The 25,790-nt window shown below is 68.7% G+C and carries 24 protein-coding genes, 2 pseudogenes and 1 riboswitch; of the genes and pseudogenes, 10 read left to right on the forward strand and 16 right to left on the reverse strand.

Features of this window, described 5'->3' with window-relative positions; all coding sequences use genetic code 11:
- Positions 1 to 10: 10 nt before the first annotated feature.
- Positions 11 to 841, reverse strand: a complete 831-nt coding sequence (gene rsmI, locus OVA13_RS10165; RefSeq protein WP_267790370.1) for a 16S rRNA (cytidine(1402)-2'-O)-methyltransferase — start codon at positions 839 to 841, stop codon at positions 11 to 13.
- A gap of 181 nt (positions 842 to 1,022) precedes the next feature.
- On the opposite strand from rsmI, the pseudogene OVA13_RS10170 reads away from it, so the two are divergent.
- The 3 genes and pseudogenes from OVA13_RS10170 to OVA13_RS10180 all read left to right on the forward strand — a co-directional run.
- Positions 1,023 to 2,288, forward strand: a pseudogene (locus OVA13_RS10170) (penicillin-binding protein activator); the annotation flags it as partial.
- On the forward strand, positions 2,278 to 2,667 hold the full coding sequence (locus OVA13_RS10175; protein WP_267790371.1) for a YraN family protein: 390 nt from the start codon (positions 2,278 to 2,280) through the stop codon (positions 2,665 to 2,667). The pseudogene OVA13_RS10170 and the gene OVA13_RS10175, both read left to right, overlap by 11 nt.
- Positions 2,668 to 2,706: 39 nt before the next feature.
- The gene (locus tag OVA13_RS10180; protein WP_267790372.1) at positions 2,707 to 4,095 is read left to right on the forward strand and encodes an FAD-binding oxidoreductase; all 1,389 of its coding nucleotides are present in this window, start codon (positions 2,707 to 2,709) and stop codon (positions 4,093 to 4,095) included.
- 138 nt (positions 4,096 to 4,233) lie between these two features.
- Here OVA13_RS10180 and thiL read toward each other — a convergent pair whose 3' ends face one another.
- From thiL to glyA, 10 genes and pseudogenes are all read right to left on the reverse strand, one after another.
- A complete protein-coding gene (gene thiL, locus OVA13_RS10185; RefSeq protein WP_267790373.1) occupies positions 4,234 to 5,181 on the reverse strand; it encodes a thiamine-phosphate kinase in 948 nt (315 codons plus the stop codon).
- A gap of 57 nt (positions 5,182 to 5,238) precedes the next feature.
- Entirely contained in the window at positions 5,239 to 5,709 is a 471-nt protein-coding gene (gene nusB / locus OVA13_RS10190; RefSeq protein ID WP_267790374.1) for a transcription antitermination factor NusB, read from the reverse strand.
- Positions 5,710 to 5,731: 22 nt separating this feature from the next.
- Complete coding sequence (gene ribH, locus OVA13_RS10195) at positions 5,732 to 6,199, reverse strand: 6,7-dimethyl-8-ribityllumazine synthase (RefSeq protein WP_267790375.1); 468 nt, start codon at positions 6,197 to 6,199, stop codon at positions 5,732 to 5,734.
- 70 nt (positions 6,200 to 6,269) lie between these two features.
- On the reverse strand, positions 6,270 to 7,364 hold the full coding sequence (ribB, locus tag OVA13_RS10200; RefSeq protein WP_267790376.1) for a 3,4-dihydroxy-2-butanone-4-phosphate synthase: 1,095 nt from the start codon (positions 7,362 to 7,364) through the stop codon (positions 6,270 to 6,272).
- Positions 7,361 to 7,971, reverse strand: a pseudogene (locus OVA13_RS10205) (riboflavin synthase). The gene ribB and the pseudogene OVA13_RS10205 overlap by 4 nt, the downstream one beginning before the upstream one ends.
- 141 nt (positions 7,972 to 8,112) lie before the next feature.
- Positions 8,113 to 8,259: riboswitch (FMN riboswitch) on the reverse strand.
- Between the two features lie 80 nt (positions 8,260 to 8,339).
- A complete protein-coding gene (locus tag OVA13_RS10210) occupies positions 8,340 to 9,101 on the reverse strand; it encodes a class I SAM-dependent methyltransferase (RefSeq protein WP_267790377.1) in 762 nt (253 codons plus the stop codon).
- Between the two features lie 12 nt (positions 9,102 to 9,113).
- Positions 9,114 to 10,217 carry a bifunctional diaminohydroxyphosphoribosylaminopyrimidine deaminase/5-amino-6-(5-phosphoribosylamino)uracil reductase RibD gene (gene ribD, locus OVA13_RS10215; protein ID WP_324288196.1) on the reverse strand — a complete coding sequence of 368 codons (1,104 nt, stop codon included), beginning with the start codon at positions 10,215 to 10,217 and terminating at the stop codon, positions 9,114 to 9,116.
- The gene (locus OVA13_RS10220; protein ID WP_267793506.1) at positions 10,214 to 10,696 is read right to left on the reverse strand and encodes a GNAT family N-acetyltransferase; all 483 of its coding nucleotides are present in this window, start codon (positions 10,694 to 10,696) and stop codon (positions 10,214 to 10,216) included. The genes ribD and OVA13_RS10220 overlap by 4 nt, the downstream gene beginning before the upstream one ends.
- A gap of 32 nt (positions 10,697 to 10,728) precedes the next feature.
- Complete coding sequence (nrdR, locus tag OVA13_RS10225; RefSeq protein ID WP_267790378.1) at positions 10,729 to 11,265, reverse strand: transcriptional regulator NrdR; 537 nt, start codon at positions 11,263 to 11,265, stop codon at positions 10,729 to 10,731.
- Positions 11,266 to 11,269: 4 nt separating this feature from the next.
- Positions 11,270 to 12,523, reverse strand: coding sequence for a serine hydroxymethyltransferase (gene glyA, locus OVA13_RS10230; protein ID WP_267790379.1), 1,254 nt, complete (start codon positions 12,521 to 12,523; stop codon positions 11,270 to 11,272).
- Positions 12,524 to 12,747: 224 nt separating this feature from the next.
- Between glyA and ettA the strand changes: the two genes are divergently transcribed.
- The 3 genes from ettA (at position 12,748) to OVA13_RS10245 (ending at position 15,912) form a co-directional block, all read left to right on the forward strand.
- Entirely contained in the window at positions 12,748 to 14,412 is a 1,665-nt protein-coding gene (gene ettA / locus OVA13_RS10235) for an energy-dependent translational throttle protein EttA (RefSeq protein ID WP_267790380.1), read from the forward strand.
- Positions 14,413 to 14,426: 14 nt separating this feature from the next.
- Entirely contained in the window at positions 14,427 to 14,723 is a 297-nt protein-coding gene (locus tag OVA13_RS10240) for a hypothetical protein (protein ID WP_267790381.1), read from the forward strand.
- A gap of 106 nt (positions 14,724 to 14,829) precedes the next feature.
- Positions 14,830 to 15,912 carry a methyl-accepting chemotaxis protein gene (locus tag OVA13_RS10245; RefSeq protein ID WP_267790382.1) on the forward strand — a complete coding sequence of 361 codons (1,083 nt, stop codon included), beginning with the start codon at positions 14,830 to 14,832 and terminating at the stop codon, positions 15,910 to 15,912.
- Positions 15,913 to 15,922: 10 nt separating this feature from the next.
- Here the strand turns inward: OVA13_RS10245 and OVA13_RS10250 are convergent, their stop codons facing one another.
- Positions 15,923 to 16,246 carry a Rieske (2Fe-2S) protein gene (locus OVA13_RS10250; RefSeq protein WP_267790383.1) on the reverse strand — a complete coding sequence of 108 codons (324 nt, stop codon included), beginning with the start codon at positions 16,244 to 16,246 and terminating at the stop codon, positions 15,923 to 15,925.
- Between the two features lie 90 nt (positions 16,247 to 16,336).
- Here OVA13_RS10250 and OVA13_RS10255 point away from each other — a divergent pair, with 90 nt between their 5' ends.
- From OVA13_RS10255 to OVA13_RS10270, 4 genes are all read left to right on the forward strand, one after another.
- Entirely contained in the window at positions 16,337 to 16,645 is a 309-nt protein-coding gene (locus OVA13_RS10255) for a hypothetical protein (protein WP_267790384.1), read from the forward strand.
- Between the two features lie 204 nt (positions 16,646 to 16,849).
- A complete protein-coding gene (locus OVA13_RS10260; protein WP_267790385.1) occupies positions 16,850 to 17,557 on the forward strand; it encodes a fumarylacetoacetate hydrolase family protein in 708 nt (235 codons plus the stop codon).
- Positions 17,558 to 17,620: 63 nt separating this feature from the next.
- Positions 17,621 to 18,022 carry a large-conductance mechanosensitive channel protein MscL gene (mscL, locus tag OVA13_RS10265; protein ID WP_267790386.1) on the forward strand — a complete coding sequence of 134 codons (402 nt, stop codon included), beginning with the start codon at positions 17,621 to 17,623 and terminating at the stop codon, positions 18,020 to 18,022.
- A gap of 93 nt (positions 18,023 to 18,115) precedes the next feature.
- The gene (locus OVA13_RS10270) at positions 18,116 to 19,519 is read left to right on the forward strand and encodes a M28 family peptidase (protein WP_267790387.1); all 1,404 of its coding nucleotides are present in this window, start codon (positions 18,116 to 18,118) and stop codon (positions 19,517 to 19,519) included.
- A 107-nt stretch (positions 19,520 to 19,626) separates the two neighbouring features.
- Here the strand turns inward: OVA13_RS10270 and OVA13_RS10275 are convergent, their stop codons facing one another.
- From OVA13_RS10275 to OVA13_RS10290, 4 genes are all read right to left on the reverse strand, one after another.
- On the reverse strand, positions 19,627 to 20,493 hold the full coding sequence (locus OVA13_RS10275; protein WP_267790388.1) for a TrmH family RNA methyltransferase: 867 nt from the start codon (positions 20,491 to 20,493) through the stop codon (positions 19,627 to 19,629).
- A gap of 1 nt (position 20,494) precedes the next feature.
- Entirely contained in the window at positions 20,495 to 21,994 is a 1,500-nt protein-coding gene (locus tag OVA13_RS10280; RefSeq protein ID WP_267790389.1) for an alanine/glycine:cation symporter family protein, read from the reverse strand.
- 114 nt (positions 21,995 to 22,108) lie between these two features.
- Entirely contained in the window at positions 22,109 to 22,660 is a 552-nt protein-coding gene (locus OVA13_RS10285) for a GNAT family N-acetyltransferase (protein WP_267790390.1), read from the reverse strand.
- Positions 22,653 to 25,787, reverse strand: coding sequence for an efflux RND transporter permease subunit (locus tag OVA13_RS10290; RefSeq protein ID WP_267790391.1), 3,135 nt, complete (start codon positions 25,785 to 25,787; stop codon positions 22,653 to 22,655). The genes OVA13_RS10285 and OVA13_RS10290 overlap by 8 nt, the downstream gene beginning before the upstream one ends.
- Positions 25,788 to 25,790 lie beyond the last annotated feature (3 nt).

Consider the following 25,790-nt stretch of genomic DNA (forward strand, 5'->3'; position numbering starts at 1 on the left):
CATCCGGCCATCACGCGTCCGCCTTCATGCCGTACAGCGACTTGCGCGGGGCGCCGGTGATGTCAGCCGCCAGCCTGGCCGCCGTGGACGGCGGTAGGTGCGGACTGAGCATGGCGTAGACGCGGCGGCCTTCGGCCAGCTGGGCGTCGGAATCGTCGCCCGCGCCCTGCACGATGACCACGAACTCGCCCTTGCGCTGGTTGTCGTCGGCCTCGACCCGGGCATGCAGGCCGGCCAGGGTGCCATCCAGCACCGTCTCGAACAGTTTGGTCAGCTCGCGCGCCAGTACCGCCGGACGATCGTCGCCGAAGGCGATGCGCATGTCCGCCAGCGACTCGGCAATGCGGTGCGAGGACTCATAGAACACCAGGCTGCGGGTTTCCCCGGCGAGCAGCTGCAGCTGCTCGCGCCGCGCCGAGGATTTGGCCGGCAGGAAGCCCTCGAACACGAACCGGTCGCTCGGCAGCCCGGCCACGCTCAACGCCGCAATGGCGGCGCAGGCACCGGGAATGGGACTGACCTTCACGCCCGCGGCGCGCGCCGCGCGGACCACGCGATAGCCCGGATCGCTGACCAGCGGCGTGCCCGCATCGCTGACCAGCGCCAGCGACTCGCCCGCCAGCAGGCGCTCGACGATCCGCTGCGACAGCGCGTCCTCGTTGTGCTCGTGCAGCGCCACCAGCGGCTTTTCCACGCCGAAGTGCGACAGCAGCTGGCCGCTGCGGCGGGTGTCCTCGGCGCAGATCGCGGCCACGCCGCGCAGGGTGTCCAGCGCCCGTGGCGACAGGTCCGCCAGGTTGCCGATGGGGGTGGCGACGATGAACAGGGTTCCGGCGGACATTCCAGTGATTTTCCTTGCTGAGGGTAGAATCGTAGCCGGTTCCCCTGCTTGGCCGCTGACTACGCTTATGGATATGCGCTTCGGAAGGATCTTCGCCCTGCTGTTGACCGTGCTGCTGGCGGGCTGCGTCACCACGCCCGGCGGCGCCCCGACGACGACGACCTCGCGCTATGCCCCGGCGTTCGCGTCGGCGGCGGAACTGGCGCGGCAGGACGCAGCGCTTGCCGGCCAGGCCCGCACCGACAACACACGCGAGATCGACCGCCTGCTCGCCACGCTGGACGACGCCACGCTGGCCCGCGATGCCGCGGCGCTGCCGGCCGGCGACCCGCTGTACAACTTCGCCGGGCGTGCGCTGCAGCGTCGTGGCCTGCCGCTGCCGCGCCCGTTCGACCACGGTGCGCAGTGGCGCTTCGACGCCGCCAACCGCCCCGCCGCCGAGAGCGACGGCTACCGCCCGCCGGTGAAGATGGCCGTGCTGCTGCCGCTCTCCGGCAACCTCGCCACGGCCGCGGCGCCGGTGCGCGACGGCCTGCTGGCCGGCTATTACGCCGAACGCCGCCGTCGCCCGGAAATCCAGTTCTACGACACCGTCGGTACCGCCGCGGGTGCGATGGACGCCTACAACCGCGCGGTGGCCGCCGGCGCCGACTTCGTCGTCGGGCCGCTGGGCCGTGATGAAGTCAGCGCACTGTTCCAGCAGCCGGCACTGGCCGTACCGGTGCTGGTGCTGAATCGCGGTACCGTCGCGCCGCCCGCCGGCAACGCCGGTTTCTCGCTGGCGCCGGAAGACGACGGCATCGCCGCGGCCGAATACCTGCTGGCCCGCGAGCGCCGCAACGCGTTGATCATCGAAGGCAGCGACGACAACGGCCGCCGTGCATCGCAGGCGTTCCGCCAGCGCTTCACCGAACGCGGCGGCAAGGTGGGGCGCGTCATCAGCGTCGCGGAAACGCCGGGCGACCTGTCGGCGACCCTGGGTGCCGCCGGCCAGGAGGGCGTGGATGCCGTGTTCCTGGCGGTGAAGGGTTCCACCGCGCGCAGCCTGACCCCGCAGCTGGCGCTGGCCGGCCTGGGTGGCAAGACCCGCGTGGGCACGTCGCAGCTGACCTCCGGCACCGGCAAGGTGGTCGATGACGTGGCGCTCGACGGCATCATCTTCCCCACCGAGACCTGGACATCGCGCGGCCTGGCGTCGCTGCCTGCCGCCAGCGTCACCGGTGAGCGGTTGCCGACCGCACGTGGTCCGGCGGCGCGCCTGTTCGCCTTCGGCTACGACGCCTGGTTGCTGACGGCCTATCTGGAAAAACTGGCGCTGGGCGCCAACACCGAAATCCGCGGCGCCACCGGCCGCCTGCAGCTGGACGGCTTCGGCAACGTGGTGCGCGCACCGTCGTGGTCGACGTTCAGCGGCGGCCAAGCGGTGCCCGTGGCGGATGGCGGTTGACCGACGCGCCCGCGGCCAGGCCGCGGAAGCCGCTGCCCGCACGTTGCTGATGCGTGCCGGCCTGAAGGACATCGCCGCCAACGCCAACTACCGTGGCGGCGAACTCGACCTGGTGATGCAGGACACCGACCGCACCGGTCAGCGCACGCTGGTGTTCGTGGAAGTGCGCTACCGCCAATCGCGTGCCTTTGGTGGCGGCGCGGCTTCGGTGGACCTGGGCAAGCGCCGCCGGCTGGTGCATGCCGCCCAGCGCTTCCTGCTGGACCATCCCGCGCATGCGGACGACGCGTGCCGCTTCGACGTCGTGGAAGCGGAAGGCGATCCCGAAGCACCCCGGCTGGCGTGGATCAAGGACGCCTTCCGCGCGGACGATGCTTAGCGCGGCGTCGCGCGCCGGCCAGCCACCTACAATGCCGGCATGTCGACCTCACTTCCCTCTTCGCTGGATGACGAACTGTCCGCCCTGCTCGGCGATGGCTGGCTGACCGACGACGCGGCGCGGCGGCGTCATGGCGAGGACGATTCGCGCCGTGCGGCATTGCCCGACGGCGTCGCCCTGCCCCGCACGCGCGAGCAGGTCATCGCGCTGGTCCGTGCCTGCCGCCGCCATCGCGTGCCGATCGTGGCGCGTGGCGCGGGAACGGGCACCACCGGCGCCGCCGTTCCGACGCATGGGGGCATCGTGGTCTCGTTCGCGCGCATGAACCGCATCCTGGAACTGCGCACGGCGGACCGCTGCGCCGTGGTCGAACCCGGCGTACTCAATGGCGAACTGCAGCAGGCATTGATGCCGCACGGCCTGTTCTGGCCGCCGGACCCTTCCAGCGCAGACCTGTGCAGCGTGGGCGGCAACCTGGCCACCAATGCCGGCGGCCCGCGCGCCGTGAAGTACGGCACGGCGCGCGACAACGTGCTGGGGCTGGTCGCGGTGACGGGCACCGGCGAACTGGTCCGCTGCGGCGGTGCGTACACCAAGGATTCGACGGGGTACGACCTGACCCATCTGATCACCGGCAGCGAGGGCACGCTGGCATTGATCGTCGAAGCCACGCTGAAGCTTTCGCCCCGTCCGGTCGCGCAGGCCGGCCTGCGCGTGCTTTACCGCGATGCGGCGGCAGCGGCGGCGGCGGTATCGCGCATCATGGCGCGGCCGGTGACGCCGGCCATGCTGGAATTCATGGACCGCAACGCCATCGCGCTGATCCGCCGCCATGGCAGCGACGTGCCCGAGGCCGGCGCCATGCTGCTGGTCGAAGCCGATGGCGATGACGACACGCTTCCCTACGCGCTGCAGGCCTTGGCCGACGCCGCCGAAGGCGACGGCATGCTCGCGCTGGATGTCGCCGCCGACGGCAGTGCGCGCGACCGGCTGTGGGCCGCGCGACGCGCGCTTTCACCGGCGTTGCGCACCATCAAGCCCGGCAAGATCAACGAGGACGTGGTGGTGCCGGTGTCGCGCATTCCCGACCTGGTGGCGGGCGTGGAAGCCCTTGCCGACGCGTCGCGGCTTCCGATCGTCGTGTTCGGCCATGCCGGCAACGGCAACCTGCACGTCAACATCATGTACGACGACGGCGATCCCGCCGAAACCGCGCGCGCACAGGCGGCGCTTCCACGGGTGTTCGCGCAGGTGCTGGCGCTGGGCGGCACGCTGTCGGGCGAACACGGCATCGGCCTGAGCAAGCGCGACTTCATGGCGGATGCGTTCACACCGGCCACGCTGGAGTTGATGCGCGCGGTGAAGACCGCGTTCGACCCCGACGGCATCCTCAATCCCGGCAAGGTGCTGCCGCCAGCACCTTTGTAGGAGCGGCGTGAGTCGCGACCGCACGGCCAGCGCCCGGGAGATCAAGGGGCGCTGGTACTCGTCCGGACGCGCGACCGCGTTCATGCAGACGGAAAGTCCGGAGTCGCGACTCACGTCGCTCCCACGACCGCCTCATTGCTACGCGAAGTGGTCGTAACCGTGGCGCGACGACGACCATCGCGTGCCATCGGAATGCACCGGCCGCACACCGTCGCCCGCCACCATGCGGCCTATACGCGTGATCCGCAGGCCGAGCTGCAATGACACGGCTTCGACGCTTGCGCGTGCATCGGCGTGCGCGGTGAAACAGAGTTCGTAGTCGTCGCCACCACTGGCCTGCAAGGGAGCGCGCGTCGCTGCATCGAACGCGGCGCACAAGGCCTCCGACGCAGGCAACGCATCGATATCGACCTGCGCCGCCAGCCCGCTCCGCGATGCGATGTGGCCCAGGTCGGCCAGCAGGCCGTCGGACACATCGACGCAGGCCGTGGCGATGCCGCGCAATGCGCGACCCGCCTCCACGCGTGGCGTCGGCCGGTCCAGGCGCGCGCGCAGCAGGGGTGGCGACGGGCGATCCAGCAGGGCGAGTCCGCCCGCCGCATCGCCCAGGGTTCCCGTCACCCAGACATCATCGCCGACCCGGGTCGCGTCGCGTCGCAGCGCATGTTCCGGTTCCACCAGGCCCATCGCCGTCACCGAGATGGACAGCGGCCCGCGCGTCGTGTCGCCACCGACCAGCGCGACGCCATGCTGCGCCGCCAGCGGCAGGAACCCATCAAGGAAGGCATCGATCCACACCGGATCCGCCTGCGGCAGGGACAGCGACAGGGTGCACCACGCCGGTTGCGCGCCCATCGCGGCGAGGTCGGAGAGGTTCACGGCAAGCGCTTTCCAGCCGATATCGGCCGGGACGGTGTCGTGCGGAAAGTGGATGCCGGCATTCAAGGTGTCGGCGGTGACCACGAGCTGCAGGCCGGCGGGAACCGCCAGCAGTGCGGCGTCGTCGCCGATGCCCAGCAGCACGTCACCTCGCGTGGTCGCACGGCCGCGGATGCGGGCGATCAGGTCGAACTCACCGGTGCTCATCGGACGAGCATACCGCGCGGCCGGCGCGCCCCAGGGGCGTGGGCACCGGCACTGCGATCAGCGGGGCTTGGCGGTCGCTTCGGCGGGACGCCACGCTACCGCGGCATGGTCAAGCACGCCGTTGACATAGGTGTGTCCGTGTTCGGCGCCGAATCGCTTGGAGGTCTCGATGGCCTCGTTCAGCACCACGCGGTACGGCACGTCGATGCGATGGCGCAGCTCGTAGGCGGCGATGCGCAGCACGGCGCGCTCGATGGGATCCACTTCCTCGACGGTGCGGTCGAGGTAAGGCAGCAAGGCTTCGTCCAGGTCGGCGCGATGCCGCACCACGCCACGCACCAGATCCTCGAAGTACTCGAGGTCGGCGATCTCGTGGGCCTGTTCGTGTGCGAACTGGGCGATCACCTGCCCCACTTCGCCGCCGGACATCTGCCACGCATAGACGGCCTGCAGCGCGCGGCGACGGGCGCGGGCGCGCGTGACCGGGTCGACGCCGTCCTTGCGCGGGGAATGGGGATGTCGGCTCACGTCTGCTCCTGCGATTCTTGGGTTACGGCAACTGTTCCAGCAGCTGCGCCATCTCGATGGCGGCCAGCGCGGCCTCCTCGCCCTTGTTGCCGTGGCTGCCGCCTGCGCGGGCCTCGGCATCTTCGATGCGTTCCACCGCCAGCACGCCGTTCACCACCGGCACGCCGGAATCCAGCTGCACGCGCATCAGGCCTTCGGCGCAGCGGTCGGCGACATGTTCGTAGTGGCGCGTGTCGCCCCGGATCACGCAGCCCAGCGCGATGATGGCGACGTGCCGGCCGTCGCCGGCCAGGCGTGCGGCCGCGACCGGGATCTCCCATGCGCCCGGCACACGCACCACGTCCACCGCATCGTCGGCCACGCCGTTTCCGGCCAGGCTCTGGCGCGCACCGGCGACCAGCACATCGGTGATGCGCGGGTTCCAGCGGCTGGCGATGATCGCGAAGCGGGCGCCTTCGGGGGCGCGCAGATCGCCTTCGTAATGGGGCATGGCGGGATTCCTTGGGGTGGGGGAGTTTAGCAGGCGCCGGGGCGGGACCCGTTGCGGTCCCTGGGATACGTCAGGGCGCGACGTACTCGACGACATCCAGGCCGAAGCCGGCCAGGCCCACCTGCCGGCGCGGCGTGCCCAGCACGCGCAGCCTGCCGAGGCCCAGGTCGGCCAGGATCTGCGCACCGGCACCGTTGCGGCGCCATTGGCCCACGTCCTTGGCATGCGGACTGGCTTCGGGCTGCTTGCAGAGACGGGCCAGCAAGGCGTCGGCGTTGCGCGGCTCGGACAGCACCACCATCACGCCGCGCCCCTCGGCGGCGATCGCCCGCAGCGCATCGGTGGCATGCACGCCGAAATCGTCGCGCCGCCAGTGCAGCAGGTCGCTCAGCGGGTTTTCCACCTGCACGCGCACCAGCGTGGGCGTGGCCGCATCGGGCATACCGCGCACCAGGGCGAAATGCAGGTCATGGGCGATGCGATCGCGATAGGTCACCAGCCGGAACGGACCGAACTCGGTCTCGATGTCGCGTTCGTCGACGCGCTCGACGGTGTGTTCGGTGGCCAGCCGATAGGCGATCAGGTCGGCGATGGAACCCATCTTCAGGCCATGCTCGCGCGCGAAGACTTCCAGCTGCGGGCGGCGCGCCATGCTGCCGTCCGGGTTCAGCACCTCCACCAGCACGCCGGCCGGTTCCAGCCCGGCCAGCATCGGCAGATCGCTGGCCGCCTCGGTGTGCCCCGCGCGCGTCAGCACGCCGCCGGGCTGGGCGATCAGCGGGAAGATGTGGCCGGGCTGGCTGAGGTCGCTGGGCTTCGCATCCGGCCGCACGGCGGTACGCACGGTGTGCGCGCGATCGTAGGCGGAAATGCCGGTCGTCACGCCCTCCGCCGCCTCGATGCTGACGGTGAAGTTGGTGTGGAACTGCGCCGTGTTGGTCTGCACCATCGGCGCCAGGCCCAGCTGCGTGCAGCGCTCGCGCGTCAGCGACAGACAGACCAGGCCACGCGCGTGGGTGACCATGAAGTTGATGTCGGTCGGCTTGACCAGTTCGGCCGCCATGATCAGGTCGCCTTCGTTCTCGCGGTCCTCGTCGTCGACGATGACGACCATGCGGCCGTTGCGGATCTCTTCCAGCAGTTCGGGAATCGATGCGAAGTTCATGCGGCGTCTCCGGCGGCGCGCGCGCCCAGCAGGCGCTCGACATAACGGGCGACCAGGTCGATCTCCAGGTTCACCGCATCACCCACCGCCGTGTGCGCGAAGGCGGTATGCGCCACGGTGTGCGGGATCAGCGCGACCTCGAAGCCCTCCTCATCCACTTCGTTGACGGTCAGGCTGACGCCATCGACGCAGATCGAGCCTTTCTTCGCGATGTACTTGAGCAGCGCATCCGGCGCGGCGAAACGCCAGCGCTGCGCGCGGGCATCGTCATGGATGCCGATGACGGCACCCAGGCCATCGACGTGGCCACTGACCAGATGCCCCCCAGCCGGTCGGTCGGGCGCATGGCACGCTCCAGGTTGACGGCGGCACCGGGCGCCAGGCGGCCCAGCGTGGTCAGCGCCAGCGTCTCGGTCGAAGCATCGGCCTGGAAGCTCGAAGCGTCGAAGGCGATCACGGTCAGGCACACGCCGTTCACGGCGATGCTTTCGCCCAGCTGCACGGCATCGAACGGCAGGCTGCCGACGGCAACGGTCAGGCGGACATCGCCGCCCACGGCGTCCAGCGCGGCGATGCGACCGACCCCTTCGATGATGCCGGTGAACATCAGCACAGCTCCCGATGACGGGTGGCGCGGACAAGGGAAATGGTCTGGGGCATGGGACGTCTCTCGCAGGCAGGCAAGCGAAAAACGCCTCCGGGGCGCGAAGGCAGGCGCACGACCCCGCGCGGGCGCGCGGATCGGCGATGCCGTCTTCTTTCATCCGGACTATGACCGTCGGCTCCGGCATCTGACCGGATCTGCTGACCCTCCGATGGGACCGGAGGCGCTCGCGGGCTCGTCGCTGGGCGACCTACCGCCGGTGGGGAATCTCGCCCCGCCCTGAAGACGTTGTTGGTGGTGTGCCGGCGGACCGGCGGGCACATTCTACACCCCGCCCTCGCGGTCGGCCCCCGAACGCACTGTTCCGCCCGTTACAGGGGCTTCCTGCGCAGGTGCAGGATCAGCGGCCAGCGCATCGTGCGGACGCGCGCGGGATCGCCCCAGGCCTCGGCAAGCGCCGGCGTGTGCGCATAAACCGGATCCTGCCCGGTGGCCGCGCGGTAGCTGGCGGTGGCCGACAGACTGGTGAAGTAGCCCAGCAGCGTGGGCAGGTTCCACTGCGCGGTCAGCCACAGGCGTGGCGCGGGCAGCAGGTCGAACGGCCAGACGTAATCGCCGTAGCCCATGTCCACGTCATCGCGTTCCGGCGGCCAGTAGGGGTCGATGTCGTCGCGGACCTTTTCCGCCACGTCGGCCAGGTCGTCTTCGAACACGATGTCCTGATAGGTCCACGCCGCCAGCACGCCACCCGGGCGCAGCACGCGCTCACAGGTGGCGAAGAAGCGATAGCGGTCGAACCAGTGCAGGGCCTGCGCCACGGCCACCAGGTCGACGCTTTCATCGGTGAGCGCCGTGGTCTCGGCGACTTCCACCGCCAGCGTGACGTGGGCGTCCGGCAGGTCATGCGCCCAGTGCCGCTGGATCTGCGCCGCGCTGGGATCGGTCGCATGCACGTGCGCGAACCGCGCGGCCAGCCCCCGCGTCGCCTGCCCGCTGCCGCAGCCCGGCTCCCACACCCGTGCCGTCGGCGGCACCGTCGCCGCGATGGCATCGTAAAGTGCGTCGGGATACGTGGGACGCGACGCGGCGTAGACGTCGGCAACCCCCGAGAAGTGGTCCTTGAACGCGGTCATGGCAGGGTTACGTCAATGGCGGTCGGTCGGTTGCATCAGCAGGCGCTGATCTTCGCCAATCGTACGGGCGTCCACAATCGCCAGGTGCAGCCGCTGCGCCATCGCCTCGATGCCCAGGCCGCCAAACAGCGGGCGCGCATCGTCGCCGAGCAGCACCGGCGCCACGTACAGCAGCACCTCGTCGGCCAGGCCCGCCGCCAGGAAGGCACCGGCCAGCGTCGCGCCGGCCTCCACGTGCACTTCGTTGATGCCGCGCTGCGCGAGCAGTTCCAGCACCGCGCGCAGGTCGAAATTGCTGCCGGTCGCCGGCGCCACGACGCGTGGCACCTCCACGCCGCGGGGCGGCTTCGCCTCGGCCGCATGCACGTAGAGCGTGGGCGCGCCGCCCTCGCGCACGTGGCCGCGCGCAACCGTCGCCAGGCCCGGGTCCAGTACCACGCGCAACGGCGGCTCGAAGGGAGTGTCGTCGCCGAACCGAACGGTCAGCGACGGATCGTCGGCCAGCACCGTGCCCGCGCCGGTCAGGATGGCACCGGCGCGCGCCCGCCAGCGCATGACGTCGCGGCGCGACGGCTCGCCGCTGATCCACTTGGAATCGCCGTTGGCCATCGCGGTACGGCCATCCAGGCTGGTGGCCAGCTTCACCCGCACCCAGGGCCGGCCGCGCTCGATGCGGGACAGGAATCCCCGGTTCAGCCGCCGCGCCTGGGCTTCCATCAAGCCGGACTGCACCGCGATGCCGGCCGCGCGCAGCCGGTCGAAGCCCGCGCCATCCACCTGCGGGAAGGGATCGCGCATCGCGGCCACCACGCGCGCGACTCCCGCCGCGACCAATGCCTCCGCGCAAGCGCCGGTGCGCCCGGTATGCGCGCACGGCTCCAGGGTGACGTAGGCGGTGGCGCCCTTCGCCCGCTCTCCTGCCGCCTGCAGGGCGAAGACCTCCGCATGCGGCTCGCCCGCCTTCCTGTGCCAGCCCTCGCCCGCGACGTCGTCACCATGGGCAATGACGCAGCCGACCATCGGATTCGGACGCGTGGTGTAGGCGCCCCGTTCTGCCAGTCGCAGCGCGCGGGCCATGTGCAGGTGGTCGGTGGCGGTGAAGTTCGTATCGTTCACGGAAGCGGCATCCTCGTTCTGGCGCCGTCATCCGGCGGTCCCGGCAGGCGGGGTTCGATCGCCATCACCGTGACCGACAACGGTCCCAGCGGCAGGTGGTCGTGCACGCGCCATCCCAGCGCGCGGTAGTAGTCCACGGTGTCGGTGCAGTAGAGGTACAGCGTGGGCACGCCCAGCGCGGCGGCATCGGCCACGCAGCGCGCGACCAGCGCGCGGCCCACGCCATGGCGGCGGGCCGCGGGCTTGACCACCAGGCTGGCCAGCCAGGGGGAATACTGGCGGATATCGTCATGGTCGTTCTGCAGCAGGCTGACCGAGCCCAGCCAGTCGTCGCTATCCACGGCCACCAGCGTGGTGGGGATGGCGCAACGTTGCGTGTGGGTCCGGAGTTCTTCTTCCGCCTGCGGCAGCGTCCAGTCCGGCAGCAGCGCACCGAATGCGTCCACGTGCGCGGCGGCCAGCGAATGGGCCAGCGCCATGCGGTCGCTCAGGTAGACGATGTCCACGCGCCTCAGCGCTTCTTGGACTTGTCGAGGTTCTTGTCGAACGGCACCACGTCGCCGCCCAGCAGCGGCAACTGGCCGCTGGCGCTGGGCAGGTCGCGTTCGAGCTTCTCGATCTCCTCGCGGAAGTCGGCCACGTCCTCGAAGCTGCGATAGACCGACGCGAAACGCACGTAACCGACGTGGTCGAGCTTGCGCAGCTCGTTCATGACGAACTCGCCGATCCGCCGCGAGGCGATTTCGCGTTCACCGCTCATGCGGATGCCGTGTACCACCGCGCGCACCGCCGACTCGATCTGCTCTTCTGAAACCGGACGCTTCTGCAACGCGCGGTCGAAGCCCGCGCGCAGTTTGCGGGCATCGAACGTATCGCGGCGGCCATCGCTCTTGATGACCGCCGGCAGCTTGATCTCGATGTTCTCCAGCGTGCTGAAGCGCTCCCCGCAGGCCTCGCACTCGCGCCGGCGCCGGATCGTCGCGCCGTCTTCGGAGACCCGCGAATCGATGACGCGGGTGTCGGTGTGCTGGCAGAAGGGGCAGTGCATCCGATCAGCCGTAAACCGGGTACTTGCGGCACTGTGCGGTGACGTTGTCCCGCACCTTCGCCAGCACCGCTTCGTCGGCGGGCGCGTCGAGCACGTCGCAGATCCAGTTGGCCAGGTCGATGCAGTCCTGCTCGCCGTAGCCGCGCGTGGTCACCGCGGGCGTGCCGATGCGCAGGCCCGAGGTCACGAAGGGCTTGCGCGGGTCGTTCGGCACGGAGTTCTTGTTGACGGTGATGTGCGCCTTGCCCAGCGCCTCTTCCGCATCCTTGCCGCTGACGTCCTTGCCGATCATGTCGACCAGCATCAGGTGGTTCTCGGTACCGCCGGACACGATCTTGTAGCCGCGCGCGATGATCGTCTTCGCCATCGCCTGCGCATTCTTGACCACCTGCGCCTGGTAGGCCTTGAATTCCGGCTCCAGCGCTTCCTTGAAGGCGACGGCCTTGGCCGCGATGACGTGCATCAGCGGGCCGCCCTGGATGCCCGGGAAGACGATGCTCTGCAGCTTCTTCTCGATCTCTTCGCCCGCACCCTTGGCAAGGATGATGCCGCCACGCGGACCGCGCAGCGTCTTGTGGGTGGTCGAGGTGACCACGTGGGCGTGCGGCAGCGGATTCGGGTAGACGCCGGCGGCCACCAGGCCCGCCACGTGCGCCATGTCGACGAACAGGTAGGCGCCGACCTTGTCGGCGATGGCGCGGAAGCGCGCCCAGTCCACCACCTGCGAATAAGCGGAGAAACCGGCCACGACCATCTTCGGCTTGTGCTCCAGCGCCAGCCTCTCGACTTCGTCGTAGTCGATCAGGCCCTGGTCGTTCACGCCGTACTGGATCGCATTGAAGAGCTTGCCGGAGGCGTTGACCTTGGCGCCGTGGGTCAGGTGGCCGCCATGGGCCAGGCTCATGCCCAGGATGGTGTCGCCGGGATTCAGCAGGGCGAAATACACGGCCTGGTTGGCCTGCGAGCCGGAGTGCGGCTGCACGTTGGCGTAGTCGGCGCCGAACAGCTGCTTCACGCGGTCGATCGCCAGCTGCTCGGCGATGTCCACGTACTCGCAACCGCCGTAGTAACGCTTGTGCGGATAGCCCTCGGCGTACTTGTTGGTCAGCACGCTGCCCTGGGCCTCCAGCACGCGCGGACTGGCGTAGTTCTCGCTGGCGATCAGCTCGACGTGGTCTTCCTGGCGCTGGGCTTCGGAGGCGATGGCCGCCGCCAGTTCAGGGTCGTAACCTTCGATACGGGCATCGCGCGGGAACATCGTCACTCCGGGGCTGGAAACGGGGGCTCCGATTGTAACGGTTCCCCGCTGACGGTTCCCGCCCCGCCCGACCGCGCCCGGGCCGCCCGCCGGCCCCCGCGACATGGGCGGGTGGACAAATTGGCGCCCCACCCCCATATCCGCGATAATCCCGGTCATCCCGATTTTCCTTTCGCGGCCCCTGCCCGGCAGGCCGCCGCTGTCCGTCTGCGGAGTTCCCAGCAATGTCGCAATACATCTACACCATGAACGGCGTCAGCAAGATCGTGCCGCCGAAGCGCCAGATCATCAAGGACATCTCGCTGTCGTTCTTCCCGGGCGCCAAGATCGGCCTGCTGGGCCTGAACGGCGCGGGCAAGTCCACCGTGCTCAAGATCATGGCCGGCGTGGACACGGACTTCCAGGGCGAAGCCCGTCCGCAGCCCGGCATCAAGGTCGGTTACCTGGCCCAGGAGCCGGAGCTGGACCCGACCAAGACCGTGCGCGAAGCGGTCGAGGAAGGCGTGGGCGAAGTGCTGCAGGCGCAGGCCGCGCTGGACCGGATCTATGAAGCCTATGCCGAGGAAGGCGCCGACTTCGACAAGCTGGCCGCCGAGCAGCAGCGCCTGGAGGCCATCCTGGCCGCCGGCGATGCGCACATGGTGGAGCAGCAGCTGGAAGTGGCCGCCGACGCGCTGCGCCTGCCGCCGTGGGATGCCATCGTCGGCAATCTGTCGGGCGGCGAGAAGCGCCGCGTGGCACTGTGCCGCCTGCTGCTGCAGAAGCCGGACATGTTGCTGCTCGACGAACCCACCAACCACCTGGATGCCGAATCGGTGGAGTGGCTGGAACAGTTCCTCGCCCGCTACACCGGCACCGTGGTGGCGGTCACCCACGACCGCTACTTCCTCGACAACGCCGCCGAATGGATCCTGGAACTCGACCGCGGCCGCGGCATTCCGTGGAAGGGCAACTACACCGACTGGCTGGTGCAGAAGGAAGAGCGCCTGAAGCAGGAAGACAACCAGGAAAAGGCCCGCCAGAAAGCCATCCAGAAGGAACTGGAATGGTCGCGCCAGAACGCGAAGGGCGGCCGCAGCAAGGGCAAGGCGCGCCTGGCCCGCCTGGACGAACTGCAGTCGGTCGACTACCAGCGCCGCAACGAGACCAACGAGATCTTCATCCCGCCGGGCGAGCGCCTGGGCAACAGCGTGGTCGAGTTCAAGAACGTCTCCAAGACCTTCGGCGACCGCCTGCTGATCGACAACCTGAGCTTCCTGGTGCCGGCCGGCGCCATCGTCGGCATCATCGGCCCGAACGGCGCCGGCAAGTCCACGCTGTTCAAGATGATCACCGGCGTGGAAAAGCCCGACTCCGGCACCATCAACCTGGGCCCGACCGTCAAGCTGGCGTACGTGGACCAGAGCCGCGACAAGCTGGAAGGCAACCACAACGTCTTCCAGGAAGTCTCCGGCGGCCTGGACATCCTCAACATCAACGGCGTGGAAATCCAGTCGCGCGCGTACATCGGCCGCTTCAACTTCAAGGGACAGGACCAGCAGAAGCTGGTGGGTTCGCTGTCCGGTGGTGAACGCGGCCGCCTGCACATGGCCAAGACGCTGCTGCAGGGTGGCAATGTGCTGCTGCTCGACGAACCGTCCAACGACCTGGACATCGAAACGCTGCGCGCGCTGGAAGACGCACTGCTCGAATTCCCCGGCAACACCTTCGTCATTTCGCATGACCGCTGGTTCCTGGACCGCATCGCCACGCATATCCTCGCCTTCGAAGGCGACAGCCACGTGGAGTTCTTCCAGGGCAACTACCGCGAGTACGAGGAAGACAAGAAGCGCCGCCTGGGTGCCGAAGGCGCGCAGCCGCACCGCCTGCGGTTCAAGGCGCTGAAGTAAGCATCGCCTCTGAGATGAAGATGCCCGCCGATCGGCGGGCATTTTTTTTCGCGATGTGGTCCGCGTGGATGCGCAGGGCCACCCTCCGTATCAATGCCTGCGGCAGCTTCAAACAGCAGCAGCAACGCGGAATACCGATTCATCCATCCCGCCGCATGTACTGGGGCGGCTTCATCGCCGCAGCGATGCGCCTGCCGACCTCGCGTAAACCGAAGATCGCCGGATTCCGGTGCGGCGCCCGTGCGCGTCCAACAGGCTCGCCGGGGCCGCCCCATCCGGGGGCAAACACGCACCGCAACGGTGCCGGTTAAAGCCGTCCGCATCCGGGCCGATAGCGCCTCAACAACGGGACCCGCTTCACGCTGCCGCGCTCGCCGCATCGCATCGTGCCGGTCCCGCCCTTCCCCAAGGAGCCCCATGAACGCACGTGCTGTCGCCCCCGTTTCCGATGCCGGCATCGACGACCATATCCAGTCGGTGTCCGGGCTCTCGGATTCCCTGCTCAAGCAGCTGCGGCAGTCGCTGCAACGCATCGACGAAATCAACCGCATCACCCGCATCATCTCGATGAACGCACGCATCGAAGCCGTCCGCATCGGCGCGGCCGGGCGCAGCTTCGGCGTGATCGCCGAGGAAATGGACACGCTGTCGCGCCGCGTCAGTGAAACCGCGCAGGACATCGACCGCATGGCCGGGCGCACCAGTACCGACCTGCGCGAGCGCCTGGACCAGTTGCAGAACGATGTGCGGCGCACGCGCCTGACCGACCTGGCATTGGCCAACATCGACCTGATCGACCGCAACCTGTACGAGCGGAGTTGCGACGTGCGCTGGTGGGCCACCGACGGCGCGATGGTGGCCGCTGCGCAGGACCCGCAACCCGCCGCCCTGGCGCATGCGAGCCAGCGCCTGGGACAGATCCTGGATTCCTATACCGTCTACTTCGACCTGGTGCTGACCGACCTGCACGGCAACGTGCTGGCCAACGGCCGGCCACGGCAGTACCGCTCCGCCGGGCAATCCGTGGCGGGTCAGGATTGGTTCCAGAGCGCCATGCGGACGGACAGTGGCGAGGCGTTCGGCTTCCAGTCGATGCATGCCAGTACGCTGGCAGGTGGCGAGCGGGTCCTGGTGTACTCCTGCACGGTGCGCGAAGGCGGTCGCGTGCAGGGCCGCGTGCTGGGGGTGCTGGGTATCGTGTTCCGCTGGGACGCACTGGCACAGACCATCGTGGAAAACACCCCGCTGTCGGAAGCCGAGTGGCGGCGCAGCCGGGTCTGCATCATCGATGCCCAAGGTCATGTGCTGGCCGATTCGGCGGGCCAGGGTGGCAATGGACGGCTGGAACTCCCCGGCCGGGACGCACTGTTCGCCGTGCCGCGCGGCGCGGCGGAAGAGATGCTCGAGGGGCGCCCGCACTGCATCGCGCAGGCGGCCTCACCCGGCTACGAGACCTACCGCACCGGATGGCACTGCGTGATCCTGCAGGCGGTCGGCTGACGGCCGCGCGTCAGGCCAGCCAGACCTCGCCATCGCGGATCTCGACGGGGACGCTGCGCAGGGAATCACCGCGGCACGGCCCTGCGATGCAGTCGCCGCGGACGAGTTCGAAGGAAGCGCCGTGCGCGGCACACACCAGGTAGCCATCCTTGCTTTTCAGGAACTGCCCCGGCGCCCAGTCCAGGCGCCGGCCTGCGTGCGGGCATACGTTCAGCCAGGCACGGACCTCGCCGCTGTCCCGATGGAGGATCAAGGACTCGGCATCGTCGCCGATCATGGTCTCAATTTCGGCAAATCCACCGTCGGCGATGTCGTTCAGGGCAATCAGTCGCATGGCGATTAACGAAGTTCTCACACGGTCATCAAACGGTCACCCGATACTGCATGCACCGGCCCCGGCCGCATTCTGTCACGACGCCCGACCATGTACGCACGCCATTTCCAGTTCAACGCCTTCCGCCATGCCTTCGCTCCGCGCAAGCCGCGCCATCCGCTGTTGCGGGTCGGCCTGGGCCTGCTGGGTGTCGTGTTGCTGGGGGTGCTGGTGTTCTTCAGCGTGTTCGTGGGCGCGGCGATGATCGCCGCCGGGCTGGTCTACAAGCTGGTGCGCCAGCGTGGCAAGCCGCAGGCACGCGACGCCCGCGTGGTCGATGCCGAATACAGCGTGGTCCGCAAGCCGCGCCCACTGGAATCATCGGTTCCCGCACCCTCAATCGCGTCGCAACGCGCCTAGACGGTGAGTAGGGGCGTGTTCGCGCGACGCTCGCTTGGCAGGCGCCAGGAAACAGTGTAGCGCGCCGGAAACTGCAAGCCTGCCTGACGCCTTGCGCGCAATCCTCCTCCAAGCCAGCCGCTGCGCGGCCTGCGTGATTGATGCGGTACCCGTCCCGCATATCACTCGCCTAAACTCTGCGGTCGCACTCCCTCTGTGGCCGCCATGACCGACATCATTCCCGCCCCGCCGATCCCGCGCGTCCCCGTCCGAGGCGGCGCCACCTTCCCCGTCCGGCGCATCTTCTGTGTCGGCCGCAACTTCGCCGACCATGCCCGCGAGATGGGCGCGACCGCGCCCGCTTCGAAAGCGGAACGCGGCACGCCGGTGTTCTTCCACAAGCCCGCCGATGCCATCGTCACCGGCGATGCGGACGTCCCCTACCCGCCCGGTACGCGTGACCTGCACCACGAAGTGGAACTGGTGGTGGCGCTGGGCCAGGATGCGCCGAAGGGCCCGCTGTCGCGCGAACAGGCGCAGGCGCTGGTGATCGCCTGCGGCGTGGGCCTGGACCTGACGCGTCGCGACCTGCAAGGCGCAGCGAAGGCGAAGGGCCTGCCGTGGGATACCGGCAAGGGCTTCGACTATTCAGCACCTGTCAGCGAACTGGTCCCGGTCGCCGAGGCCGGCGTGCTGGAAGACCGCACGCTGACCCTGCAGGTAAACGGCCAGACCCGCCAGCACGGTGCGCTGACCGACCTGATCTGGGACGTGCCCGACATCCTGCAGGAACTCTCGATGCTCTACGCGTTGAAGGCGGGCGACCTGGTGTTCATGGGTACGCCGGCAGGCGTGGCCGCGCTGGTGCCGGGCGACACGTTCGTCGCCACGCTCGACGGCGTGGCCGAGTTGCGCGGACGCATCACCGGTTGATGGCCGGCCCGTGCGATATAGTCGGCCCGACGGCGCGCAGGCGCTGACTGACAAGGACATGGCATGGGCATGATCAGCGAGTTCAAGGAGTTCGTAGCGCGCGGCAACGTGGTCGACCTGGCCGTCGGTGTCGTCATCGGTGCGGCCTTCGGCAAGATCGTCAGCAGTCTGGTCGACGGCATCGTGATGCCGCTTGTGGGCCTGATGATGGGCGGCGTGAAGTTCAGCGATCTCGCCGTGACCCTGCGCGAAGCGCAGCTGGATGCAGCAGGCAAGGAGATCGTGCCCGCGCTGTTGCTGAAGTACGGCGCCTTCCTGCAGACCGCCATCGACTTCCTGATCATCGCCTTCGTGATCTTCCTGTTCCTGAAGGCCTACAACCGGGTGCGCGCACCCGCACCGGAAGCCACCACGCCCGAAGACATCGTGCTGCTGCGCGAGATCCGCGACGCGCTGAAGAAGTAACGGCACACAGTTTTCCCAAACCGCAACATGCGCGAAGCGATCAGCGGGCCGCGGGCTGTTAAGCTCGCGGCTTCGTCTTTTCCGGGACACCCCATGCGCCTTGCTCCGCCCCTGCTTGCCCTGAACATGCTGCTCCTGGCCATCGCGCAGCCCGCCTTGGCGGCCGAACGCGAAACCCGCATCCCCGACGCCGCGCTGGCGACGGCGGCGACGCTGCGCACCCAGGCGCTCGCGGATGACACGGGCTGGAAGGTGGTGGAATCGCTGACCACCGAAGTCGGCCCGCGCCTGGCGGGCAGCGAGGCGGATGCGAAAGCGGTGGCCTGGGCGCAGGCGAAGTTCAAGGCGCTCGGCTTCGACAAGGTGTGGATAGAACCGGTGACGTTTCCCAAGTGGGTACGCCGCAGCGAACGCGCGGCCGTGCTCGGACCGCATGCCCAACCGCTGACGATCACCGCGCTGGGCGGAAGCCCGGCCGGCAACGTGGACGCGGAGATCGTGCGCTTCGCCGACCTGGCCGCTTTGGAAGCGGCGCCAGCGGGTTCGCTGGCGGGCAAGATCGCGTTCGTCGACTATCCGATGAAGGCCGCCCGTGACGGCAGCGATTACCGCAATGGTGGCGCGATCCGTTCCAAGGGGCCGTCGGCCGCCATCCGCAAGGGCGCCATCGCGTTCCTGATGCGCTCGGCCGGCACCGACAACCACCGTGTCGCGCATACCGGCATCACCCGCTTCGACGAAGGGCTGACGCCGGTACCGTCGGCGTCGTTGACCATTCCCGATGCCGACCAGCTCGCGCGCCTGCTGCAGCGCGGCCCAGTGCGCGTGTCGCTCGCACTGGATTGCGGCTGGGACGGCGAGTACACCTCGCACAATGTCATCGGCGAGATCACCGGGCGCAGCCTGCCCAAGGAAGTCGTGGTGATCGGTGGCCACCTGGATTCGTGGGACCTGGGCACCGGCGCGATCGACGATGGCGCGGGCATCGGCATCACCATGACCGCCGGCCACCTGATCGGCCAGCTGAAGCAGGCCCCGAAGCGCACCATCCGCGTGATCGCTTTCGCCAACGAGGAGCAAGGCCTGCATGGCGGCAAGGCTTACGCGGAGAAGCATGTCGGCGACATCACCCGCCACCAGATCGCCGCCGAAAGCGACTTCGGCGCCGGCCGCATCTACGCCTTCAACACCGGTGCGCCGGAGCACGCGCGCAAGGCCACCGAACAGATCGCGCAGGCGCTCGCGCCGCTGGGCATCGAATACGCCCCCGGCAAGGGCAGCGCCGGCCCGGACATCAGCCCGTTCGCCGCCAAGGGCATGGCGTGGGCATGGCTGGCGCAGGATGGCAGCGACTACTTCGACCTGCACCACAATGCCGACGACACGCTGGACAAGATCGACCCGGCTGCGCTGGCGCAGAACGTCGCGGCGTATGCGGTGTTCGCCTACCTGGCGGCGGAGGCCGAAGGCGATTTCGGCAGCCGACTGAAAGAATGATGGCAGGTGTGGGAGCGACGTAAGTCGCGACGGGAAGATCGCTGTCGATCTGTCGCTGATCGCGACTTACGTCGCTCCCACACCCAGCCCGTCTTGCCCGATAGAACTCAGCGCTGGCGCTGCTTCCACTGCGCCAGGAACACCGCCGTTGCGGCGGCGACGTTGAGGCTTTCGACGGCGCCGGTGCCGGGAATCGACAGGCGTGCATCGCAGGCGTCGGCCAGGCGCGCATCCATGCCCTCGCCTTCCGCGCCCATCACGTAGACGAGGCGCTGTGGCAGGTCGACGGCGAACAGGTCATCGCCGCCACGCACGACGGTGGCGGCCAGTGCGAAGCCTGCGCCGCGCAGCTGCGCCAGTGCGTTCTCCGGATTGCCCATGCGCACCAGGGGCACCTGTTCCGCGCCGCCTTCGGCCACCCGTGCGGCCGCGCCGGAAAGGGCCAGGGTCGAATCGCGCGGCAACAGGATGCCGGCTACGCCGAAGTGCGCCGCCGAGCGCAGGATGGCGCCGAAGTTGTGCGGGTTGCCCACGCCGTCCAGCCAGAGTGCCACCACCGGCTGGTTGGCCGGTAGCGTGTGCAGCCACTCGCTTATCGGCAACGGCTCGGCTTTCAGTACATCGGCGACCACGCCTTCATGGTGCGTGCTGGCGGCCAGGCGATCCAGGTCGCCCTCTTCCACCACGCGATAGCCGACGCGATGCTTCACGCACCACGCGAGCACCGCTTTGAGCGCCGGTATGCGCGACTCGATCAGATAAACCTTGCGGATGGCATCCGGGCGCCGGGCGAAGACGGCCTGCACGGCATTCATGCCGTACAGGCGAAGCTCGTCGCGCGATGCGCCTACCTGCCGCTCCTCGCGCGGCGCCTGCACGCGCGCCGGACGATCATCCGGTGTGCGTGGCGGCCGCCGCCGATCCGGCGGATTGCCGGGCGGGCGCGGCGGGCGGTTGTTCCAGGGATTGCTCACGTCAGGCCTGCTTCTTCCAGAAATCGGCGTTGCGGATGCCCAACGCCTCCGGATCGAACGTCGGGTCGAGGCCCAGCTTCTTCTGCCGCTCGTAGTCGCGCAGCGCGACCAGCGCCGGCTTCTGCAGGATCAGGATGGCGATGACGTTCAACCATGCCATCACCCCCACGCCGATGTCGCCGAGCGTCCAGGCCATGGCCGCGTTGTGGTACGCACCGAACACCACCATGCCGACGATGCCCAGGCGCAGCAGCAGTGTCGCCAGCGGGTGGGTCTTCTTCACGCCGGCCAGGTAGGTCAGGTTGGTCTCGGCCATGTAGTAATAGGCCATGATGGTGGTGAAGGCGAAGAAGAACAGCGCCACCGCCACGAAGCCCGCGCCCCAGCCCGGCAGCACCGATTCCACGGCCGCCTGGGTGAACTGTGCGCCTTCCGAAGGCTGCACGCCCGGCACGCCGGAGAAGATCTCCACCAGCGTCTCCTTGCCGTTCACGGTGACGCTCTTGAAGGTGTTGTACATGCCCGTGGACAGCAGCAGGAACGCGGTGGAGGTACACACCAGCATGGTGTCGAAATAGATCGCGAACGCCTGCACGTAACCCTGCTTGGCCGGGTGCGAGACCTCGGCGGCGGCGGCGGCGTGCGGGCCGGTGCCCTGGCCCGCCTCGTTGGCATAGATGCCGCGCTTCACGCCCCAGGCGATGGCCTGGCCGATGATGGCGCCGAATGCAGCGTGTGCGCCGAACGCGCTGGAGAAGATGTCGGCGAACATCGCCGGCACCTTTTCGGCGTTGGCGATCATCACGATCAACGCCATCAGGATGAAGCCCAGCGCCATGAACGGCACCACCACTTCGGCGAAGGTGGCGATGCGCTTGATGCCACCGAAAATGATGACGGCCAGCACCGCGGCCACGCCCAGGCCGATCCACAACTTCAGGGCACCGGCGCCACCCACCGCTTCACAACCGGCGGTACCGCACAGGACGTTGGTGGCGCTGTCGGCGATGGCGTTGGCCTGCACGCCCGGCAGCAGCAGGCCGGTGGCGATGACGGTGGCCACGGCGAACGCCACTGCATACCACTTCAGGCCCATCGCCTTTTCGATGTAGTAGGCGGGACCACCGCGATAACGGCCTTCGCCGTCCTTTTCCTTGTAGATCTGCGCCAGGGTGCACTCGATGTACGAGGTCGACGCGCCCAGGAAGCCCATGACCCACATCCAGAACACCGCACCCGGCCCACCATAGGCGATCGCCGTGGCCACGCCGGCGATGTTGCCGATGCCCATGCGCCCGGCCATCGAGATCGCCAGCGCCTGGAACGAGGACACGCCCGCATCGGACTTCTGCCCGGTGACGGTCAGCCGGCACATCTCGGCGAAACCGCGCACCTGCATCACGCGCGTGCGGACGGTGAACCACAGGCCGGCACCCAGGCACAACGCGATCAGCGCGTTGCTCCAGATGATGCCGTTCAACCAATTGAAAAGGGCTTCCACGGGAATGCGTCTCCGTTCATGCGTGTACTGGGAATGCGGGAAGGCGGCGCAGGGCGCCGCCAGGTCCCTGCAAGATAACCGCAACTCGCGCCGCTGCGCAGTCCCGCCGCGCGATCAACCCGGCCAGAGGCGACCGAACAGCCTCAGATCGTGCAGTCCGTCGGGCTTCAGGATCGCGCCACGCCGGCGCCCCTCTTCGACGAACCCGTTCTTCTCCAGCACGCGTGCGGAGGCCGGATTGATGTCCAGTACGTTGGCCTCGATCCGACGCAGGCCCCGCGCAGGGACTACCCAGGCCAGATAGGTGGCGACCACCCCCGTCATGTGCCCCCGGCCCCAGTGCCGGCGGCCAAGCCAGTAACCCAGTTCGGCGCTGTGCGCCTTCTCGCCTGCATGGGGGCGTGCCGCGATGCCGCCGCAGGCCTCGCCGTCGATCTCGATGGCGAATACGGGATGCTGGAAATCGACCACGCGGCCGGCCAGGAAGGCTTCGCCGTCGGCACGCGTGTAGGGGTGCGGGAAGCGGTCGCTCAGCCCGCGGGGCACCTGCGGATCGTCGGCGTGACGCAGCAGGGCATCCAGGTCGTCCGGCCGCCAGGGACGCAGCAGGAACCCCTCGCCGTCGATGCGGACGCCGGAGGCCGGGGGCCCGCCGTTCTCAGCCATGGCCACCGACGGAGGGCGTCTCTTCTTCCAGCTTGCTGAGCTCATGCGCGACGGCCTCGGGCGAACGCGTGAACGGCGCCAGCAACGCGTAGAACGCCGGCACCACGTACAGCGACAGCAGCGTGGAGAAGGTCACGCCGAAGATCACCACGATGCCGATGGTCGCGCGGCTGGCCGAGCCTGGCCCCCCTGCCAGCACCAACGGCAGGGCGCCCATCACGGTGGCGACGGACGTCATCAGGATGGGGCGCAGGCGCACGCGCGCCGATTCGACGATGGCCTGCCCCACGCTGGCGCCGTCGTCGCGCAGCTGGTTGGCGAACTCGACGATCAGGATGCCGTTCTTCGCCGCCAGGCCGATGAGCATCACGATGCCGATCTGGCTGAAGAGGTTCAGCGTACCGCCGGTGACCCACAGCCCGATCAATGCACCCAGCACGGCCAGCGGCACGGTCAGCATGATGATCAGCGGGTGGATGAAACTTTCGAACTGCGCGGCGAGTACCAGATACACGATCAGCAGCGCCAGCGTGAAGGTGAGCAGGATGGCGCCGCCGGCTTCCTGGTATTCGCGCGACTCGCCCTTCCAGTCAATCTGCGCGTAGTCGGGCAGCTCTTCCGACACCGCCTGCCGCGTCCACTCCAGCGCTTCACCCATGGTGTAGCCCGGCGCGAGGCCAGCGCTGATGGTGATCGCGCGCAGGCGGTTGAACCGGTTGAAGGTACCGGGCTCGGCGATCTCGCTGAGCGTCACCAGGTTGGATAGCGGAATCAGCGTGTCATTGCTGCCGCGCACGTAGGTCTGCGCGAGGTCTTCGGTGTTGGCGCGCTTGTCGCGACCGGCCTGCAGCATGACGTCGTACTCTTCGCCGTTGTCCACGTAGGTGGTCACCTGGCGCGAGCCCATCATCGTTTCCAGCGTGCGGCCGATCTCCTGCACCGACACGCCAAGGTCGGCTGCGCGGTCGCGGTCGATGTTCACGCGCATCTGCGGGCGTGTTTCTTTGTAGTCCGAATCCGGATCCTGGATGCCAGGGTTGGATTCCATCCGCTGCAGGATGCGGTCGCGCCACTGCGCCAGTTCGGCGTAGTCCGGCCCGCCCAGCACGAGCTGGTAGCGCTGGCCGCGACTGCCGACCAGGCCGCCGGGCACGTTGGCACGCGCCTGCACGCCGGGCAGCTTTGCGAACTGGCCACGCAGCGCATTGACCACGTCATCGGTGGGCACGTCTCGCTCATGCCAGTCCTGCAGGAACACGATCACCTGCCCGGTATGCATGTCCTCGCTGCCACCGAAGCCACGCGGCACGCGGGAGTTGGCGCGCTCGATCGGCTTGTCGCCGCCCACCTCGCCCATGACGATGCGCTCTACCTGCTGCATCTGCCCGACCATGTAGTCGAAACCCGCGCCCTCCGGTCCGTCCACCATCACGAAGAAGCGGCCACGGTCCTCGGCGGGCGCCAATTCGCTGGGCACGCGCAGGCCCAGCAGGACGATGGCGATACCGCACAACGCCATCGCGGCCAGCACCAGCCCTAGGATGCGCTTGCCGGTCAGGCCGACCAGCCGCTGCACCTGGCGCCCGTAGCCGTCGCTGATGCGGGTCAGCGTGCGGTTGGTCCAGGCGTTCAACCCGCGGGGTTCGGTATGCGGGCGCACCAGCTTCGACGACATCATCGGGGTCAGCGTCAGCGCGACGAACGCGGAGATCGCCACGGCCGCCGCCAGGGCCACCGACAGCTCGCGGAAGAGGCGGCCGGTATTGCCTTCCATGAAGCCGACCGGCAGGAACACCGCCACCAGCACGGCCGTCGTCGCGATCACCGCGAAGCCCACCTGCGCCGTGCCACGGCGTGCGGCCACCAGCGGCGGCTCGCCCAGGTCGGCGCGGCGCTGCACGTTCTCCAGCACCACGATGGCGTCGTCCACCACCAGGCCGATGCACAGCACCAGCGCCAGCAGCGTCAGCAGGTTGATGGAGAAGCCGAAGGCGTACAGGGCAATGAAGGCCGCGATCAGGCAGACCGGCACGGTGACGGCCGGGATGAGGGCTGCGCGCAGGCTGCCCAGGAACAGCCAGATGACCAGGAACACCAGCACCATGGCCTCCAGCAGCGTCCAGTAGACGCGCTCGATGGAGGCCTCGATGAAGGTGGTGCTGTCGAAGGCGATGAAGATCTCGGTGCCTTTCGGCAAGGTTTGCTGGATGACCTCGGCCTCGGCACGCGCGGCGCGCGCCACGTCCAGTGCATTGGCGGTGGAGGTGCGCACGATGCCCAGCCCCACGTTGGGCACGGCGTTGCTGCGGAGGTAGGAACGGCGCTCCTCGGCACCCAGTTCCACCTGCGCCACGTCGCCCAGCCGCACCACGTAGCCGTCATCGCCCTTGCGCAAGGGCAGCTGGGAGAACTGCTCCGGCCGCTGGTAGCCACGCTCCACGCGCAGGGTGAAGTCGCGCGTCTGCGACTCGATGCGCCCGGCCGGCAGTTCGATGTTCTGTGCGCGCAGCGCGGTTTCCACGTCGCTGGTGGTGACGCCCCGCGCGGCCATGGCCTCGCGGTCCAGCCAGATGCGCATCGCGTAGCGTTGCCCACCACCCAACTGCACCCGCGCCACGCCATCCAGCGAGGACAACCGGTCCAGTACGTAGCGGTCGGCGTAGTCGGTCAACTCCATCGTGTCCATCACGGTGGAGCGCATGTTCAACCAGATGATCACCTCGGCATCGGCCTCGACCTTGGAAATCTCCGGCGGATCGGCCTCGTCGGGCATGCGGTCCATCACGCGGCTGACACGGTCGCGCACGTCGTTGGCGGCGGCCTCGATGTCGCGGCTGAGGTTGAACTCGATGGTGACGTCGGAGCGGCCATTGCGGCTGCTGGACTGGATGGTCTTGATGCCCTCGATGCCGGACAGGCCGTCCTCGAGGATCTGGGTGACGCGCGTCTCGACGACGGCCGCCGACGCACCCGGATAGTTCACTTCCACCGACACGATGGGCGGGTCGATGTTGGGCAGCTCGCGCAGGGTCAGGCGCAGGAACGACATCACGCCCAGCACGACCAGCAACAGGCTGACCACCACCGCGAAGACGGGGCGCTTGATCGACAGGTCGGAAAGCTTCATGGC

Source organism: Pseudoxanthomonas sp. SL93 (assembly GCF_026625825.1).
GTDB lineage: Bacteria > Pseudomonadota > Gammaproteobacteria > Xanthomonadales > Xanthomonadaceae > Pseudoxanthomonas_A.

What these genes read in the sequence shown, in the direction of transcription:
- rsmI (WP_267790370.1), bottom strand. Translation starts at nt 841, where the DNA reads ATGTCCGCCGGAACCCTGTTCATCGTCGCCACCCCCATCGGCAACCTG.
- OVA13_RS10175 (WP_267790371.1), top strand. Translation starts at nt 2,278, where the DNA reads ATGGCGGTTGACCGACGCGCCCGCGGCCAGGCCGCGGAAGCCGCTGCC.
- OVA13_RS10180 (WP_267790372.1), top strand. Translation starts at nt 2,707, where the DNA reads ATGTCGACCTCACTTCCCTCTTCGCTGGATGACGAACTGTCCGCCCTG.
- thiL (WP_267790373.1), bottom strand. Translation starts at nt 5,181, where the DNA reads ATGAGCACCGGTGAGTTCGACCTGATCGCCCGCATCCGCGGCCGTGCG.
- ribH (WP_267790375.1), bottom strand. Translation starts at nt 6,199, where the DNA reads ATGCCCCATTACGAAGGCGATCTGCGCGCCCCCGAAGGCGCCCGCTTC.
- ribB (WP_267790376.1), bottom strand. Translation starts at nt 7,364, where the DNA reads ATGAACTTCGCATCGATTCCCGAACTGCTGGAAGAGATCCGCAACGGC.
- OVA13_RS10210 (WP_267790377.1), bottom strand. Translation starts at nt 9,101, where the DNA reads ATGACCGCGTTCAAGGACCACTTCTCGGGGGTTGCCGACGTCTACGCC.
- OVA13_RS10220 (WP_267793506.1), bottom strand. Translation starts at nt 10,696, where the DNA reads ATGGCGCTGGCCCATTCGCTGGCCGCCGCGCACGTGGACGCATTCGGT.
- nrdR (WP_267790378.1), bottom strand. Translation starts at nt 11,265, where the DNA reads ATGCACTGCCCCTTCTGCCAGCACACCGACACCCGCGTCATCGATTCG.
- glyA (WP_267790379.1), bottom strand. Translation starts at nt 12,523, where the DNA reads ATGTTCCCGCGCGATGCCCGTATCGAAGGTTACGACCCTGAACTGGCG.
- ettA (WP_267790380.1), top strand. Translation starts at nt 12,748, where the DNA reads ATGTCGCAATACATCTACACCATGAACGGCGTCAGCAAGATCGTGCCG.
- OVA13_RS10240 (WP_267790381.1), top strand. Translation starts at nt 14,427, where the DNA reads ATGAAGATGCCCGCCGATCGGCGGGCATTTTTTTTCGCGATGTGGTCC.
- OVA13_RS10245 (WP_267790382.1), top strand. Translation starts at nt 14,830, where the DNA reads ATGAACGCACGTGCTGTCGCCCCCGTTTCCGATGCCGGCATCGACGAC.
- OVA13_RS10250 (WP_267790383.1), bottom strand. Translation starts at nt 16,246, where the DNA reads ATGCGACTGATTGCCCTGAACGACATCGCCGACGGTGGATTTGCCGAA.
- OVA13_RS10255 (WP_267790384.1), top strand. Translation starts at nt 16,337, where the DNA reads ATGTACGCACGCCATTTCCAGTTCAACGCCTTCCGCCATGCCTTCGCT.
- OVA13_RS10260 (WP_267790385.1), top strand. Translation starts at nt 16,850, where the DNA reads ATGACCGACATCATTCCCGCCCCGCCGATCCCGCGCGTCCCCGTCCGA.
- mscL (WP_267790386.1), top strand. Translation starts at nt 17,621, where the DNA reads ATGGGCATGATCAGCGAGTTCAAGGAGTTCGTAGCGCGCGGCAACGTG.
- OVA13_RS10270 (WP_267790387.1), top strand. Translation starts at nt 18,116, where the DNA reads ATGCGCCTTGCTCCGCCCCTGCTTGCCCTGAACATGCTGCTCCTGGCC.
- OVA13_RS10285 (WP_267790390.1), bottom strand. Translation starts at nt 22,660, where the DNA reads ATGGCTGAGAACGGCGGGCCCCCGGCCTCCGGCGTCCGCATCGACGGC.
- OVA13_RS10290 (WP_267790391.1), bottom strand. Translation starts at nt 25,787, where the DNA reads ATGAAGCTTTCCGACCTGTCGATCAAGCGCCCCGTCTTCGCGGTGGTG.